At 62.8% G+C, this 14,959-nt stretch carries 16 protein-coding genes; 2 read left to right on the top strand and 14 right to left on the bottom strand.

Annotation, left to right across the window (positions count from 1 at the left end):
• Window positions 1-141: 141 nt before the first annotated feature.
• Complete coding sequence (locus tag AC1VVK_RS09065; RefSeq protein WP_132389749.1) at window positions 142-1,185, top strand: OmpA family protein; 1,044 nt, start codon at window positions 142-144, stop codon at window positions 1,183-1,185.
• Between the two features lie 163 nt (window positions 1,186-1,348).
• Here the strand turns inward: AC1VVK_RS09065 and queC are convergent, their stop codons facing one another.
• The 6 genes from queC to AC1VVK_RS09095 all read right to left on the bottom strand — a co-directional run bounded on the left by queC (window position 1,349) and on the right by AC1VVK_RS09095 (window position 6,518).
• Window positions 1,349-2,047, bottom strand: coding sequence for a 7-cyano-7-deazaguanine synthase QueC (gene queC / locus AC1VVK_RS09070; RefSeq protein ID WP_482902740.1), 699 nt, complete (start codon window positions 2,045-2,047; stop codon window positions 1,349-1,351).
• A gap of 39 nt (window positions 2,048-2,086) precedes the next feature.
• Window positions 2,087-2,542 carry a DUF3617 domain-containing protein gene (locus AC1VVK_RS09075; protein ID WP_482902741.1) on the bottom strand — a complete coding sequence of 152 codons (456 nt, stop codon included), beginning with the start codon at window positions 2,540-2,542 and terminating at the stop codon, window positions 2,087-2,089.
• A gap of 55 nt (window positions 2,543-2,597) precedes the next feature.
• Window positions 2,598-3,506, bottom strand: a complete 909-nt coding sequence (gene hslO, locus AC1VVK_RS09080) for an Hsp33 family molecular chaperone HslO (RefSeq protein ID WP_482902742.1) — start codon at window positions 3,504-3,506, stop codon at window positions 2,598-2,600.
• Window positions 3,503-4,429 carry an ornithine carbamoyltransferase gene (gene argF / locus AC1VVK_RS09085; protein WP_482902743.1) on the bottom strand — a complete coding sequence of 309 codons (927 nt, stop codon included), beginning with the start codon at window positions 4,427-4,429 and terminating at the stop codon, window positions 3,503-3,505. Before argF ends, hslO begins: the two co-directional genes overlap by 4 nt.
• Window positions 4,429-5,619, bottom strand: a complete 1,191-nt coding sequence (locus AC1VVK_RS09090; RefSeq protein WP_482902744.1) for an acetylornithine transaminase — start codon at window positions 5,617-5,619, stop codon at window positions 4,429-4,431. The genes argF and AC1VVK_RS09090 overlap by 1 nt, the downstream gene beginning before the upstream one ends.
• A 146-nt stretch (window positions 5,620-5,765) precedes the next feature.
• Window positions 5,766-6,518, bottom strand: a complete 753-nt coding sequence (locus tag AC1VVK_RS09095; protein WP_132390546.1) for a cold-shock protein — start codon at window positions 6,516-6,518, stop codon at window positions 5,766-5,768.
• Between the two features lie 296 nt (window positions 6,519-6,814).
• Here AC1VVK_RS09095 and AC1VVK_RS09100 point away from each other — a divergent pair, with 296 nt between their 5' ends.
• The gene (locus AC1VVK_RS09100) at window positions 6,815-7,243 is read left to right on the top strand and encodes a protein tyrosine phosphatase family protein (protein ID WP_132390544.1); all 429 of its coding nucleotides are present in this window, start codon (window positions 6,815-6,817) and stop codon (window positions 7,241-7,243) included.
• Between the two features lie 21 nt (window positions 7,244-7,264).
• Here AC1VVK_RS09100 and AC1VVK_RS09105 read toward each other — a convergent pair whose 3' ends face one another.
• The 8 genes from AC1VVK_RS09105 to ctrA form a co-directional block, all read right to left on the bottom strand.
• Window positions 7,265-7,603 carry a P-II family nitrogen regulator gene (locus AC1VVK_RS09105; RefSeq protein WP_482902745.1) on the bottom strand — a complete coding sequence of 113 codons (339 nt, stop codon included), beginning with the start codon at window positions 7,601-7,603 and terminating at the stop codon, window positions 7,265-7,267.
• Between the two features lie 182 nt (window positions 7,604-7,785).
• Window positions 7,786-9,114 (bottom strand): ammonium transporter, encoded by a 1,329-nt coding sequence (locus tag AC1VVK_RS09110; protein WP_132389738.1) that lies wholly within the window; start codon window positions 9,112-9,114, stop codon window positions 7,786-7,788.
• A gap of 29 nt (window positions 9,115-9,143) precedes the next feature.
• Window positions 9,144-9,482 (bottom strand): P-II family nitrogen regulator, encoded by a 339-nt coding sequence (locus tag AC1VVK_RS09115; RefSeq protein ID WP_132389736.1) that lies wholly within the window; start codon window positions 9,480-9,482, stop codon window positions 9,144-9,146.
• Window positions 9,483-9,633: 151 nt separating this feature from the next.
• A complete protein-coding gene (locus AC1VVK_RS09120) occupies window positions 9,634-10,338 on the bottom strand; it encodes an endonuclease/exonuclease/phosphatase family protein (RefSeq protein ID WP_132389734.1) in 705 nt (234 codons plus the stop codon).
• Between the two features lie 121 nt (window positions 10,339-10,459).
• A complete protein-coding gene (locus AC1VVK_RS09125) occupies window positions 10,460-12,010 on the bottom strand; it encodes a peptide chain release factor 3 (RefSeq protein ID WP_132389732.1) in 1,551 nt (516 codons plus the stop codon).
• A gap of 62 nt (window positions 12,011-12,072) precedes the next feature.
• Complete coding sequence (gene trmB, locus AC1VVK_RS09130; RefSeq protein ID WP_132389730.1) at window positions 12,073-12,789, bottom strand: tRNA (guanine(46)-N(7))-methyltransferase TrmB; 717 nt, start codon at window positions 12,787-12,789, stop codon at window positions 12,073-12,075.
• A 33-nt stretch (window positions 12,790-12,822) separates the two neighbouring features.
• Complete coding sequence (locus AC1VVK_RS09135; protein WP_482902746.1) at window positions 12,823-14,046, bottom strand: PepSY-associated TM helix domain-containing protein; 1,224 nt, start codon at window positions 14,044-14,046, stop codon at window positions 12,823-12,825.
• Between the two features lie 205 nt (window positions 14,047-14,251).
• Complete coding sequence (gene ctrA, locus AC1VVK_RS09140) at window positions 14,252-14,947, bottom strand: response regulator transcription factor CtrA (RefSeq protein WP_132389726.1); 696 nt, start codon at window positions 14,945-14,947, stop codon at window positions 14,252-14,254.
• Between the last annotated feature and the right edge of the window lie 12 nt (window positions 14,948-14,959).

Genomic DNA, 14,959 nt, shown 5'->3' on the forward strand with positions numbered 1-14,959 from the left:
GGAGTCACAAGACGGCACCAAGGCCCCGAAAACGCGACATTCTTGCAACACATGTCGTCATTGTGCGCTTGCACGCTGTTTGTTGAGGGGGTAGACACTTACGGCACTCGGTGGCTCCAAATCTCTTAGTAGGGGAAACGTATGAGGAAACTCGTCATCGGACTGGCGCTGGCTTCGACAGCTATCGCCACGCCCGCGTTCGCGCGCGACGACGCTTGGTATCTGGAACTCGACTTCGGCGGCATGATCGTCGAAGACGCTAACGCGACGATCAATGGCGTCAGCCACGCTGGCGATTACGACTTCAAGACCGGCTTCGACGGTGGTGGCGTGATCGGCTATGACTTCGGTGCTTTCCGTCTGGAAACCGAAGCCAGCTATCGCCAGGCCAAGATCGGCACCTACACGGACGCAGCTGGTCCGCTCAAGGGTACCGGTAACGCCAGCAACCTGTCGTTCATGGTCAACGGCCTGCTCGACTTCGGCAAGGATGATGGCCTTCAGGGCTTCGTCGGCGGCGGTGCGGGCGTTGCTCGTGTCGATCTCGACAATGTCGACGATTCCGACACCGGTTTCGCCTGGCAGGCACTGGCAGGCATCCGCGCTCCGCTCAGCCGGAATGTGGACATCGGCCTGAAGTATCGCTTCATGAACGTCGACAAGGTCAAGGTTGTCACCACTGCTGGCGACGATCTCAAGACCCGTTGGCGCTCGCACTCGCTGATGGCGACGCTGGCTTACAACTTCGGCGAACCGGCTGCTCCGCCGCCGCCGCCGCCCCCGCCGCCGCCGCCCCCGCCGCCCCCGCCGCCGCCCCCGCCGCCGCCTGTGGTGTGCAACAAGGGCCCGTACATCGTGTTCTTCGACTGGGATAAGGCCGACATCACGCCTGAGGCCGGCACCATTCTGGACAGCGCGATCACGGCTTACGGCAACTGCAACAGCGTGCCGATCATGCTGGCCGGTCACACCGACCGTTCGGGTAGCGCCAAGTACAACATGGGCCTCTCGGCTCGTCGTAACGACTCGGTCCGCGCCTACCTCACCAGCCACGGCATCCCCGACGGCGCAATCTCGAGCCAGGCCTTCGGTGAAACGCAACCGCGCGTTCCCACCGCAGACGGCGTTCGCGAACTGCAGAACCGTCGCGTCGAAATCACTTACGGTCCGGGTTCGGGCATGTAAGCGATCCGGCAACGGACAAGATTGGGGGGTCGGAGCAATCCGGCCCCCTTTTCTTTTGCCCGCACTTCATCTGCGGACACTTTCCCGCTGGATGACAAGGCAAAAAGAAACGCCCCACTCAAGCGAGCGGGGCGTTTCTTTTTTCTAAAACCGAGGACGGAAATCAGGCCGCGTAAAGCGTCGTATCGATAAGCCCTGCATCCGCGAACCCTGCCTTGCGGAGACGGCAGCTGTCACATAGCCCGCAAGCCCTGCCATCGGGCTGCGGATCGTAGCACGACCAGCTCATCCCGGCCTCAAGGCCAAGACGGTCCGCCTCGCGGGCAATGTCCGCCTTGCCCAGGAACTGGAGCGGCGCGTGGATCTTGAACTTCGTGCCTTCATCGCCGTCCTTCGTCGCCAGAGAGGCGATGTTTTCGAAAGCCGAAATGAATTCCGGGCGACAGTCGGGATAGCCGGAATAGTCCAGCGCATTCACACCGATGAAGATGTCCGCTGCACCGATCGCCTCGGCCCAGGCCAAAGTTAGCGACAGGAACACCAGATTGCGAGCCGGGACGTAGGTGACCGGAATGCCGGGCTCCAGCCCTTCTTTGGGAACCGTTATATCGTCCGTCAGCGCCGAACCGCCGAACTGGCGCAGATCAAGCGGCAGGATGACATGACGCTCGGCTCCCAGCGTTTCCGCGATCTGCCGTGCAGCGTCGATTTCCCGGCGATGGCGCTGATTATAGTCAATCGTCAGGGCATTGAGCGCGAATCCAGCCTCACGGGCAAGAGCTGCGGAAACCATCGAATCGAGGCCTCCGGACAGAAGGACAACCGCCTTGCGCGCCGACGGATTTGGGGAAGAGTCTTGCATGGTCTCCGCGCTAAGCCTTCGCAGGCGCGATGACAACCGTCAGCCGCCGCAGTCGCCCACCCGGCGGGCTTCCGTCACGAAGGCAAATGGCTGACCGTTGGCGATGCCCTGACTGTCTATCTGGACCAAGGCATTGGTTTCGCGTCGAACATGCGTGCGCCCAAAGCCCCGACCTGTACATGTGTATTGGACGGTAACTTCGTTAGCCCTGTCGTCAACCACCACGGTATGGCAATCTTCACCGGGATGGCGCAGCTGGATAAGATCCCGCCCGTTGCGTACGCAAAGCTTTCTCGCACCGTCTCTGAGGCCGCGAAACTCCCAGCTTCCCCGTTCGAGCTGGTCGAGCATCGCCAATGGTTTCTTCTGCGCCGCGGCCGGCAACGACACGGCTGCCAGACCGATGCACGCCAATCCGATAAGACCTGCCTTGGCCACCCTTTTCAGGTTGGAAGCAGCATGTTTCTCCGACATCGGGCCGTCCGTTTTGTCCATGGGGTAAGCCTTAGAACATCCCGATCGGCTTTCACAACCGGCGAGTATGAGTCGATCAGGCCGGGATATGCAGGATTTTCGAACAAAAAGCGCAATCTACCGGGATCTGGCCGGTCTCGTCGCGCATATCGACACGCTCGCTCTCGGGGAAGCGCGAGAGGATTTCCCGGTAGTACTCCACGGTGCAGCGGCATCCGCGCTGGAGCAGGAGCAGCGGCTCGACCCGAACCTCGTCTTCCTCATGGAAAAGGCGCCAGACCAGCTGCTCCAGATTGAGCACCGGATCGACCAGTTCCTCGCTCCGCACGCTTCCCGCCATGACCGCGACATGCTCCCAATCGGGATGCTGGTCCTTGGCATGCAGGCGTTCCTTGCCCTCTTCCCCATCCGGAAGATGTTGGACAAGAAGCCCGCCCGCCACGCAGCGCGGTCCGTTGGAACGCACTGAGATACGGATCAGGGTGGGCACCTGTTCGGATTGCGCGAAGTAGCTCTCACAGGCGTGGGCCAGCGAAGCGCCTTCAAGCGGGACGACGCCCTGATAGCGCGTGCCGGAAACTGCAAGGTCGAAGGTGATTGCCAGGAAGCCCTTTCCGAAGATGGCCTCCAGCGAACAGTCCTCCTCAAGGCGTTCGGCCAGATCCGGGTCGTGGCGCAGATAGCCACGCACCTCGCCATTGCGGTAATCGCAGACCAGCAAGTCCACGGCTCCGCCTTCGGCTTGCGCTTGAAACGTGAGCTGCGCATCCTCATCCTTGAGCAACGAACCCATCAGCGCCGTCAGGACAAGTGCTTCGGCCAGAACGTGCTTGACCACCTTGGGATAGGCGTGTGCCGAAAGCACCGTCTCCAGCACCGGGCCAAGCCTCAAGACCCGCCCGCGCGCATTGCGCGAGGGGACGGTGAAAGCCAGCGCCCGATCGAAGCCGGTATCGTCGGTTCGGATGAGGATGTCTTCGTTCACAGCTTACCCAGCGCCCAAAGCAGGACCGACTTCTGCGCGTGGATGCGGTTCTCCGCCTCGTCCCAGACGACCGAATTCGGCCCGTCGATCACTTCGTTCGTCACTTCCTCACCGCGATGCGCGGGAAGGCAGTGCAGGAACTTCGCTCCCGGCGCAGCCTTGGCCATGAGCGCGGCATTGACCTGATAGGGCTGCATGGCGGCAATGTGCTTTTCACCGCCGGCCTGCCCCATCGAGACCCAGGTATCGGTGACCACGACTTGCGCACCTGCGACGGCCTCTTCGGCATCGCTGGTCAGAATGACCTCGCCGCCGGCGGCACGTGCGCGGGCAACGAAGGCTTCGTCGGGCTCATAGCCTGCCGGGCCGCCGATGCGGATAGTGAACTTCATCAGGCCGGCCGCCTCGATCAGCGAGTTGGCGACATTGTTGCCATCGCCCAGCCAGGCCATCTGAAGGCCCGGCAACGAGGCCCCATGTTCGACGATGGTCAGGAGGTCCGCGACGATCTGACAGGGATGCGAAAGGTCGGTCAGGCCATTGATGACCGGAACATCGGCGTAATGGGCCAGTTCCTCGATCTTCGCGTGATCGTCGGTGCGGATCATGATCGCATCGACCATGCGGCTGAGCACGCGTGCGGTGTCGGCAATCGTCTCACCGCGGCCGATCTGGGTGCTTCCTGCCTCCATGATCAGCGCACTGCCACCGAGTTGCCGCATGGCCATGTCGAACGAAACGCGGGTACGCGTCGAATTCTTCTCGAAGATCATGGCCAGCACATGGCCTGCCAGAGGGGCATCGGCATCCGGGCGGCCCTTGGGCCAGCCCTTGCGCGCCGCCTTGCGGTCAATCGCATCGTTGATCATCGCGGCGACCACATCGCCGCCCGCATCGCCGAGGCCGAGGAAATCGCGTGCCATTACGCAACCTCTTCCGGCTGATAGCTGGCCGCAGCGGCGGAAAGCTTCTCCATGAACTCGTCCATGTGGCTATCGTCGATGACCAGCGGCGGCAGGATGCGCACCACGTTGTCTCCGGCAGAGACCGTCAGCAACTGGTGATTGTCGCGCATGTGGGCGACGAAAGCGCGCGGTTCGACCTTCAGCTTGAGGCCGATGAACAGCCCCCGGCCGCGCACCGAATCGAACAGCTCAGGATAGTTGCCGATGAACTGCTCAAGGCGCGCCATCAGCCGCTCGCCCTTGCCGCGAACATCGGCGAGGAAATCTTCGTTGGCGACAGCGTCCAACACCGCGCCGATTGCCGCCATGGCGAAGGGATTGCCGCCGTAAGTCGAGCCGTGGGCGCCGATAACCATGCCGCGCGCGGCCTTTTCCGTCGCGAGGCAGGCGCCAACCGGGAACCCGCCCCCGATGCCCTTGGCAGTAGACAGGACGTCGGGAACGATGCCGTACTGCTCATAGGCATAAAGCGTACCTGCGCGACCGACGCCGCTCTGCACTTCGTCCAGAATCAGGATCAGGTCATGTTCGTCGCAAAGTGCGCGCAAGCCCTGGAGGAATTCGGGCGACGCGATACGGATACCACCTTCACCCTGGATCGGTTCGACCAGGAAACCTGCGGTATTGGGGCCAATCGCGGCCTTGGCAGCCTCAAGATCATCGAATTCGACGTACTTGAAACCGGGCAGCAGGGGCAGGAAGCCCTTGTGCATCTTTTCCTGGTTGGAAGCGCTGATCGTCGCCATCGTCCGCCCGTGGAAGGCGTTGTTGAACGTGATCAGCTCGTACTTCTCATCGTTGCCGACATGCTGGTGGTAAGCCCGCGCCGTCTTGATCGCGCACTCGACGGCTTCCGCACCCGAATTGGTGAAGAACACAGTGTCGGCAAAGGTCAGATCGACCAGGCGCTTGGCGATCGCGTCACCCTGCGGGCTACCGTAGAGATTGGAAACATGCATCAGTGTCTCGGCCTGCTTCTGAATCGCACCGACGAGGCCGGGGTGCGAATGACCGAGCAGATTGACCGCAATGCCGCTTGCGAAATCGAGGAATCGGCGACCGTCTTCACTGATGAGATGGCAGTGTTCGCCGCGAACGGGCCGAACGCCGCACCGGGGGTACACAGGCATCAGCGGAGTGATCGACATGACGTTATTCCTCGAAATAAATCAGTGAAGCGAAAAATATCTGGAATCGGCAAACGACAAATGGCGGCCCTATGCGGACCGCCATTTGAGCGCTGCGATACTTGTGCAGTCCTCCGATTAACCCACCGGAGGATTTGCAGGCTTGATCAGCCCTGGAGCGCCGCCAGGTTGACCGCCGAGTACTTGCCTCGTCGATCGACCTCGATGTCGAACTCCACGCGATCACCTTCGTTGAGGCCCGACAGGCCCGAACGCTCGACCGCGCTGATGTGCACAAAGGCATCAGGCTGGCCATCGTCGCGAGTGATGAAGCCGAAGCCCTTCATGGAGTTGAAGAACTTGACAGTGCCGCTGGCCTTCTCGCCGGTCAGCTGACGCTGCGGCGCGGGCTCGCGCTTCTCAACCGCAATCACGTCGCCAATGACCACGAGATCGCTTGCCGAGATCTTGCCACCACGGTCCACAAGCTGGAATTCCAGCTGCTGACCTTCAGCAAGACCTTCAAGGCCCGCGCGTTCGACTGCGCTGATGTGCACGAACACATCGTCGCCGCCTTCGTCACGCTGGATGAAGCCGAAGCCCTTGGCTCCGTTGAAGAACTTGACGACGCCCTTGCCCTGGCCAACGACCTGAGCCGGCATACCGCCGCCGCCGCGGGGACCACCGAAGCCACCACCGCCGCCGCCACGCGGGCCGCCGAAGCCGCCACCACGGGGACCACCACCAGCGTTATCACCGCCACCGAAACGGTCACCACCGCCGAAGCGATCGCCGCCGCCGCCGAAACGGTCACCGCCACCGAAACGATCTTGTCCGGCAAAGAACGGGTCGAACTCGTCCTCTCCAAACCGATCCCGCTTGTCGCGTCCCCTTCCGCGACGACCTCTGTCAAAACCCATGTCTACGAACGTACCTTCGCTGCGCCACAAAAAGCATTCAGCCGGGCACGTGGACGAACCGTACCGGCTGCCAGACGAGTGGAAGAGACGCAACTCTCCCTACACCCTGCAATGTCGGGTCATACACGAGTCGTATGCCCATGGCGAACACAATTACGCGCGAATTTGCCGACGTGTAACCGAAAGGCCGCATTTCGATTGTCGGCGCTTCGTATCTTGCCCGAAAGTATGTTCTTGACGCCGGGGAATTTCGGGCTCAGGCGCCTCCCGATCGCCTTCGCGAGGGAGAGTTCATGATGTTCCGCCAGGTCTCCGAAACCGTCTTTGCCAGCCCGCAAATCGGGATCGAAGCCATTGCCGAGGCCAAGGCCCTCGGAATCGTGCGAATCATCAACAATCGCCCCGAAGGCGAAAGCGACGATCAGGTTCCGGGGCCCGATATCGAAGCCGCTGCGCGGGACGCCGGCATCGACTACGTGGCGATCCCGGTTACACATGCCGGCTTCAGCCAGGCGCAAGTCGATGCCATGATCGAAGCGCTGGATGGCGTGGACGGTCCGGTGCTGGCTTATTGTCGTTCGGGCACCCGCTCGACCCTGCTGTGGGCTCTGGCCCGGGCAAAGGCGGGCGACAATCCTGCCGTAATCGCGTCGAAAGCCGCAGCCGCCGGCTACGATGTCACGCCCGTTCGCCAATTGATCGAAATGTTCGCCGCCGGCAGCTGACCCGCTTCCTGCCGGACGTGTCTACAGGGCGATATCGCCCTGCTCTCCTGTGCGCACGCGCAGGACCTCGGCCAGATCGAATACGAAGATCTTGCCATCGCCGATCTCGTCGGTGCTCGCGCATTTGCCGATGATTTCCACGACCGTATCGGCGAAAGCATCCGACACCGCGATCTCCAGCTTGATCTTGGGCACCAGGCTGGAGGAATACTCCGCGCCGCGATAGATCTCGGTCTGGCCCTTCTGCCGGCCGAAACCGCTCACCTCCGATACTGTTAGCCCAGAGACTCCGGCACTGGCCAGAGCGTCCTTCACTTCGGTGAACTTGAACGGCTTGATGATCGCGATGATGTATTTCACGTCCATCTCCCTGGCCGGGTGCATGCTGTGCGCACCATCACACAAAGCCATCCCGACGACAAAGAAAAATGGGCCGGAGCGGCTGGCTCCGGCCCTTGAGTTTGTGTTCGCAGGAGGAACACCGGGAGGCGGCAACGGGGAGGAGGAGAGAGGAAAGTTCCCGCTGCCGCCAAACTCTGAACTTAGTTGTAGGCGCGCTCGCCATGCTCGCCGATGTCGAGACCTTCCTGTTCGACTTCGGGGCTGACGCGCAGGCCGGTGACTGCCTTGGCGATGGTGATCGCGATCGCGGTGCCGATGGCGGCGACAACGATCGTGGTGCCGACGGTTTCAAGCTGGACGATGACCTGGTGAACCATGTCGAAGTCCGGCTTGCCGGGGCCGCCAAGAGCGGGCGAGTAGACGATGCCGGTGCCAATCGCACCGATCATGCCGCCAATGCCGTGCACACCGAAAGCGTCGAGCGCGTCGTCATAGCCAAGCGCGGGCTTGAGCTTGCTCACGGCGAAGAAGCAGACGACCGAAGCGACGGCGCCGAGCACGATCGCGCCGAACGGGCCCGAGTTGCCGGCTGCCGGAGTGACCGCGACGAGACCGGCGACGATGCCCGAGCAGAAGCCGAGGGCCGAACCCTTGTGGCCGCTGAGACGCTCGGCAAGCATCCAGAACAGGGCGGCAGAAGCGGTGGCGACGAAGGTGTTGATCATGGCCAGTGCGGCCGAACCGTTGGCTTCAAGCGCCGAACCGGCGTTGAACCCGAACCAGCCCACCCACAGCAGACCGGTACCGATCATGGTGAGGGTCAGCGAGTGCGGCGGCATCGGCTCGGTGGGATAGCCCTTGCGCTTGCCCAGGATCAGGGCCGCAACGAGAGCCGAAACACCGGCGTTGATGTGAACGACGGTACCGCCCGCAAAGTCGAGAGCGCCCTTGGCGAAGAAGTAGCCATTGCTGCCCCAGACCATGTGCGCAATCGGGAAGTAGACGATCGTCAGCCAGATGGCGCCGAACACCATCACGGCCGAGAACTTGATGCGCTCCACGGTCGAACCGAGCACGAGCGCGACCGTGATCGCCGCGAAGGTCATCTGGAAGCAGATGAACACGTATTCGGGGATCGCGACGCCGGCGGTGAAGGTTGCCGACACGCTGTCAGGCGTGACACCGGCAAGGAAAAGCTTGCCGAAGCCCGCGATGAAGGCGTTGCCGCCATCGCCGAAGGCCATCGTGTAGCCCCAGATCACCCAGATCAGCATGGCAAGGCTGGCCACGGCGCCGATCTGCGTCATGGTCGAAAGCATGTTCTTCGAGCGGGTCAGACCGCCGTAGAACAAGGCAAGGCCCGGCACGATCATCATCAGAACGAGCAGGGTCGAGGTCATCATCCAGGCGGTGTCGCCCTTGTTGACGGTCGGTGCCGCGGCGGCGGCAGCAGCCTGGGCCCAGGCAGGCATGGCGGCGAACAGCGACGCTCCCAGAGCGCCGGCGCCGCACAGAATCTTGCGGTTCATCGTGGAATCCCTCCTGTCGGAAGCGCCGGTCAAAGCGCGGTATCGCCGGATTCGCCGGTACGGATGCGCACCGCCGAAGCGAGATCGAGGACGAAAATCTTGCCGTCGCCAATGGCTTCGGTGCTGGCGACTTGCTGGATCGTTTCCACGATCTTCGGCGCCAGATCGTCCGGCGCGGCGACCTCGATCTTCACCTTCGGGAGCATGTTGGTCGAATACTCGGCCCCACGATAGATTTCCGTCTGGCCCTTCTGACGGCCGAAGCCCTTGACCTCGGTAACGGTCATGCCCGCGACGCCGATCGCGCCAAGCGCTTCCCGAACTTCGTCGAGCTTGAAGGGCTTGATGATGGCTATGACGAACTTCATGCCTATCCCCTGCTTGCCACCGGCCCCAGCACCGGCTGCCAATTAGCAAAGCAAGGGGTGTGCCAATTTACTCAAGGGCGGGAATCGGTGCGATTTTTAGCTACCGCTCGCAACTGCAGCATTGTGCACCGCCCGATTCCCGAGCAGCTGCCTATTTTTTAGGCAATCTCAGCGTGGCAAAAACCGGCAGATGGTCAGATCCTGTCGCCGAGAGCGGGCTGTGATGGACGTTTGTTCCCAGAACTGCCCATTCGCTGGACACGATGATGCGGTCCAGCTGCGCCAGCGGCCGCCGCGAAGGGAAGCTCCGGCCCGGCGAGAGAACGTGCCAGGGCCGCGCGAATTCGCGGAAACAGCCGCCGTGCATCGACCATTCGTTGAAATCGCCCATGAGCACGGTGGGGACATGCCCGTCGCACCCGCCGACATGCGCCAGCACGCTGCGCACCTGAAGCCGGCGCCGTAGCCCGGACAAGTCGAGGTGCATGCCGACCACGCGGAAGCGATGCCCCTCAAGCTCCAGATCGGCCCGTATTGCGCCGCGCGGTTCCAATACCGGCAGCGGTACCGGCGCAGCCTCACGCAGTTCGATTCCCTTGCGCACGAGAATCGCATTGCCATGCCAGCCGAGGCTGTCGGGCTTCATCGACAGCGGAACGGGCACATAGTCGGTGGCGGCATGGATGGCTTCGAGCGGCAGCGCCGCCATGCGCCGGCCAAAGCGGCGGTCCACTTCCTGCAACGCCACGACATCGGCATCGATTTCGCGCAGGACCGTCAGGATGCGCTCGGGATCGCGCCGTCGGTCCAGACCGACAGCCTTGTGAATGTTGTAGCTGGCGAATGTGATCTGCAAGGAACGGGCCCCACGGGTCTTCGAACGACTAGCTTACGCCGCCCACCTCGCCAAAGCCAAGGTGGCCAAAGACGAGGCTGGCGGAATAACCAATCCGCAGGACCCGGGAGTTGTTCCCCCCTCAGCGCTCCTTGGTGGCGCTGAAGGTCAGTTCCGGATTGCGTTCCTGCTGGTAACCCACGTCCCAGGCCGAACGCGCCATGAACACCGGATCGCCGTCACGGTCCTTCGCAAGGTTCATCATGTTGAAATCGGCGAACTCGCGCAGCGCCTGATCGCTGCCCTTGATCCAGCGGGCGGTATCGAAGGGCGAAGGTTCCAGCATCGCCTCGACCTTGTATTCGGCCTCAAGCCGGCTGATCAGCACGTCGAGCTGGAGCTGGCCGACCACGCCGACGATCCACTGCGAGCCGATCTCCGGATAGAAGACCTGGATCACACCTTCTTCCGAAAGGTCGTCCAGCGCCTTACGCAGCTGCTTGGTCTTGGTCGGATCCTTGAGCGCGACGCGGCGCAGGATTTCCGGCGCGAAGTTGGGCAGGCCGGTAAAGCGCACCACGTTCTTCTCGGACAGCGTATCGCCCACGCGCAAGGTGCCGTGATTCGGAATGCCGATGATGTCGCCGGGCTCGGCGCTGTCGGCAATCTCGCGGTCCTGCGCGAAGAACAGGATCGGCGAGTGCACCGCAATCGGCTTGCCGAGGCCCGAGGGCGTCAGCTTCATGCCGCGTTTGAAAGTGCCCGATACCAGCCGCATGAAGGCGATGCGGTCGCGGTGCATCGGGTCCATGTTGGCCTGCACCTTGAAGATGAAGCCGGTGACTTCCTTGTTCTCCGGCTCGATCGTGCCGGCTTCCGAAGGCTGCGGGCGCGGCGGGGGCGCGAACTTCGCAATCGCATCGATCAGCTCGGCAACGCCGAAGTTCTTGAGCGCCGAGCCAAAGTAGACCGGCGTCAGGTCGCCGCCACGATAGGCGTCGATATCGAATTCGGGATAGCCGGCCTGCGCCAGTTCCAGTTCTTCGGCCACCGCCTCGGGCAGGGTCGCGCCTTCGTCGACATGGCCGAGGAATTCCTTGCTCGGCCCCTGCGGGCGGCTGATCCGGCCGCTGGCAATGTCGAGAATACCCTCGAACAGACCGCCCATGCCGACCGGCCAGGACATCGGGCAGACGTCCAGCGCCAGCATGTCGGCCACTTCGTCGAGCAGGTCGAAACAGGGACGGCCCTCGCGGTCGACCTTGTTGATGAAGGTGATGATCGGCACCGACCGCAGGCGGCAGACTTCGAACAGCTTGCGCGTCTGCGGCTCGATACCCTTCGCCGCGTCGATGACCATGATCGCCGAATCGACCGCCGTCAGCGTGCGGTAGGTGTCTTCGGAGAAGTCTTCGTGGCCCGGCGTGTCGAGCAGGTTGAAGGTAATGACACTGCCGTCAGGGCTCGTCTTCTCGAACGTCATGACCGAGCTGGTGACCGAGATGCCGCGCTGTTGCTCGATTTTCATCCAGTCCGACCGCGCACGGCGCGCCTGGCCGCGCGCTTTCACTTCGCCGGCAAGGTGAATGGCGCCGCCCTGCAACAGCAGCTTTTCGGTCAGCGTGGTCTTACCGGCGTCCGGGTGCGAGATGATCGCGAAAGTACGCCGGGAGGAACTGGGAGAATTGGTCATCGGCGCGCTTTAGTGGCGCACGCGGCTGCCCGCAACTCCCGTGGGACCGAACCCGCGTTCCCTCACTTGCGTCGATAGCGGAAATACCAGACTTCATGGCCGTAAACCGCACGCGCCTTGGCTTCGTAGCGGGTCTCCGGCCAGCCGCTCGGGCGGTTCTGAAAGTCTGCGGGCTTGTCGCAGAGCCATTCGAACTGGTCGGTGTGGCGCTCCATCACCATCAGCGCATGGCGCAGATAGACCGCGTGGTCGGTGCCGAAGCGGAACTCTCCGCCCGGCTTGAGCTTGGCCGCGAACATGTCCACCGGGCCGTCGTTCATCATGCGCCGCTTGGCGTGGCGCGCCTTGGGCCAGGGGTCCGGGTGCAGCAGATAGAGGAACGAGAGCGAGCCGTCCGGAATGCGCGCCAGCACTTCCAACGCGTCGCCGTGATGGATGCGAACATTGCCGATCGGCGGATGCGCGCCATTGTCACCGGCCACATGCGTAAGTGCCTGGGCGACGCCGTTGACGAAGGGTTCGCAGCCGATGAAGCCGTGATCGGGCAGCATGTCGGCGCGCTGCGCCATGTGCTCGCCACCGCCGAAGCCGATCTCGAAATGCAGCGCGCAATCGCGCCCGAACAGGCCCTCGGCCGTGACCGGACCTTCGAGCGGGACCGCGATCCGCGGCAGCAGGTTGTCGACCAGCGCCTGCTGACCCGCGCGCAGGGGTTTGCCCTTGGCGCGGCCATAGAGGCGGTTGAGCGTGGTCGGATCGCCGGATTTGTGAGCCGTCATGGCGCGGCGCAGTGGCACCAACGCCGCGGAAGGTCAACGCTCGGCTTGGATGACCCGGCCGGTTCCCACCATCGCCGCAGCCCGTTTCGCCTGCGCCTTGCGGGCCGCCACGCGCGACTGGCGCTTCTTCCACCAGACATAGACGCCGGTCACGCAGAGCCCCGCCGTGGCCAGTCCCGAAAGGAAGACCAGCAGGATCGTCAGATTGCCGCCGACGCGGCCGCTGTGCAGCGGGTAGAGCAGGCGGTAACCGGCCAGTTCGCTATCGCCGTGATAGGGATCGAGCGTCTTGACGAGCACGCCGCTCTTCCGGTCGAAGTAGTAATAGATCGGGCCGAGCCCGTGGTAATTGAGCCGGCCATCGTCGGTCATGGTCACGCCGACCGTGCCCTCCTTCGGATCGGTCAGCACGGTTGCCGGCTGCCAGCTTACATGGGTTCGTAGCGCCTCGGCTCGGGCGGAGGCAACGGCATCGGCGAATGTCATGGGCGCCGTGCCCGTCCCCTGCGGCAGCGTCTTGGCCGCATCGGGCTTGTCTTTCGCGAAGAGCGCCTCCACCGCCGGAGCATAGGCTTCCGAGAAGAAGTTGAAGCCAATCGATGTCAGCGCCAGCACGGTAAGCGGCACGAAAAGCCAGAGCGCGCTCGCCTGATGCCAATCATGCATGAACTTGGGCAGCAGCGACCGGAAGCTGACTTTCCAGCTTTTCTTCCAGCCCTTCCAGAACGGCTTCCTGAGCGGAAACGACAGATAGAAGCCGATCAGATGGCCCACGAGCCAGGCAATCGCCACGAGCCCCATCAGCCAGCGCCCCCCTGTTCCCAGCACCAGCTTCGAATGGAAAGCGACCAGCCATTCGGCCATGCCGCGCCGATTGAAGGCTGCCTCGGTCGAGCGGCCACCGGCAATCGCCCCTGTCGCGCGATCGAGGAAGATCTGGTCCACCGCAGGCCCTTCCCCGCCCACCGCGCGGTCCACTTTCACCGGAATCCGCAAATCGCCCGGCACCGCAATCGGAAATCCGCGCACGATCCATTCCGGATGCGCCTGCGCGAAACGGTCCATCATCCCCACCACCTCAGGCGGGTGCGCAACCGCAACCGGCTGGCGAAACAGGTCCGCATTGAGCCAGGCGTCGATCGGACGGACGAAGCACAGCACCGAACCCGTAATGGCCGCGATGAACAGGAACGGGATCGCCGCCAATCCCAGATAGCGGTGCAGGACGATCCAGGGCGAACGCGGAACGGACTTCATGACGGACCTATAACCTTCCTGTCGGCACGGTCACCGATTTCCGACGGGAATTGGTCCTTTGAAAACGTCCAGAATTTCTCGAATCATGGGTCCAATTTCGCGAGGCGCCAAGACGACGAAAAACGGCCTGCCCCAAGAGGCAGGCCGTTTTCACTCATGCGAGGGGAACTCGCGTCTCAGCCCGACAGGATCGGGCCGGATAGGATCAGGCGACTTCGGCCAGTTCGTCCGGATCGCGCAGCACGTAGCCGCGGCCCCAGACGGTTTCGATATAGTTGGCGCCGCCGCAGGCATGGGCAAGCTTCTTGCGGAGCTTGCAGATGAAGACGTCGATGATCTTCAGCTCGGGCTCGTCCATGCCGCCGTAAAGGTGGTTGAGGAACATTTCCTTGGTCAGCGTGGTGCCCTTGCGCAGCGAGAGCAGCTCCAGCATCGCATATTCCTTGCCGGTCAGGTGCACGCGGGCGCCATCGACCTCAACGGTCTTGGCGTCGAGGTTCACGACCAGCTTGCCGGTACGGATGACCGACTGTGAATGGCCCTTCGAGCGGCGAACCACGGCGTGGATACGCGCAATCAGTTCTTCGCGGTGGAACGGCTTGGTCACATAGTCGTCGGCGCCGAAGCCGAACGAGCGAACCTTGGAATCCATCTCAGAAATGCCCGAGAGGATCAGAACCGGCGTCTGCACCTTGGCGACGCGCAGCTTCTTGAGCACATCGTACCCGTGCATGTCGGGCAGGTTCAGGTCGAGCAGGATGATGTCGTAATCGTAGAGCTTGCCGAGATCCAGGCCTTCTTCGCCCAGGTCGGTAGAGTAAACGTTGAACCCTTCGGCCGTGAGCATAAGCTCGATCGCCCGCGCCGTAGTTGGTTCATCCTCGATCAACAGCACTCGCATTGGGTTGCCCCC

The organism is Novosphingobium sp. BL-S-32 (genome assembly GCF_056857055.1).

What these genes read in the sequence shown, in the direction of transcription:
- AC1VVK_RS09065 (WP_132389749.1), top strand. Translation starts at nt 142, where the DNA reads ATGAGGAAACTCGTCATCGGACTGGCGCTGGCTTCGACAGCTATCGCC.
- queC (WP_482902740.1), bottom strand. Translation starts at nt 2,047, where the DNA reads ATGCAAGACTCTTCCCCAAATCCGTCGGCGCGCAAGGCGGTTGTCCTT.
- AC1VVK_RS09075 (WP_482902741.1), bottom strand. Translation starts at nt 2,542, where the DNA reads ATGGACAAAACGGACGGCCCGATGTCGGAGAAACATGCTGCTTCCAAC.
- argF (WP_482902743.1), bottom strand. Translation starts at nt 4,429, where the DNA reads ATGGCACGCGATTTCCTCGGCCTCGGCGATGCGGGCGGCGATGTGGTC.
- AC1VVK_RS09090 (WP_482902744.1), bottom strand. Translation starts at nt 5,619, where the DNA reads ATGTCGATCACTCCGCTGATGCCTGTGTACCCCCGGTGCGGCGTTCGG.
- AC1VVK_RS09095 (WP_132390546.1), bottom strand. Translation starts at nt 6,518, where the DNA reads ATGGGTTTTGACAGAGGTCGTCGCGGAAGGGGACGCGACAAGCGGGAT.
- AC1VVK_RS09100 (WP_132390544.1), top strand. Translation starts at nt 6,815, where the DNA reads ATGTTCCGCCAGGTCTCCGAAACCGTCTTTGCCAGCCCGCAAATCGGG.
- AC1VVK_RS09110 (WP_132389738.1), bottom strand. Translation starts at nt 9,114, where the DNA reads ATGAACCGCAAGATTCTGTGCGGCGCCGGCGCTCTGGGAGCGTCGCTG.
- AC1VVK_RS09115 (WP_132389736.1), bottom strand. Translation starts at nt 9,482, where the DNA reads ATGAAGTTCGTCATAGCCATCATCAAGCCCTTCAAGCTCGACGAAGTT.
- AC1VVK_RS09125 (WP_132389732.1), bottom strand. Translation starts at nt 12,010, where the DNA reads ATGACCAATTCTCCCAGTTCCTCCCGGCGTACTTTCGCGATCATCTCG.
- trmB (WP_132389730.1), bottom strand. Translation starts at nt 12,789, where the DNA reads ATGACGGCTCACAAATCCGGCGATCCGACCACGCTCAACCGCCTCTAT.
- AC1VVK_RS09135 (WP_482902746.1), bottom strand. Translation starts at nt 14,046, where the DNA reads ATGAAGTCCGTTCCGCGTTCGCCCTGGATCGTCCTGCACCGCTATCTG.
- ctrA (WP_132389726.1), bottom strand. Translation starts at nt 14,947, where the DNA reads ATGCGAGTGCTGTTGATCGAGGATGAACCAACTACGGCGCGGGCGATC.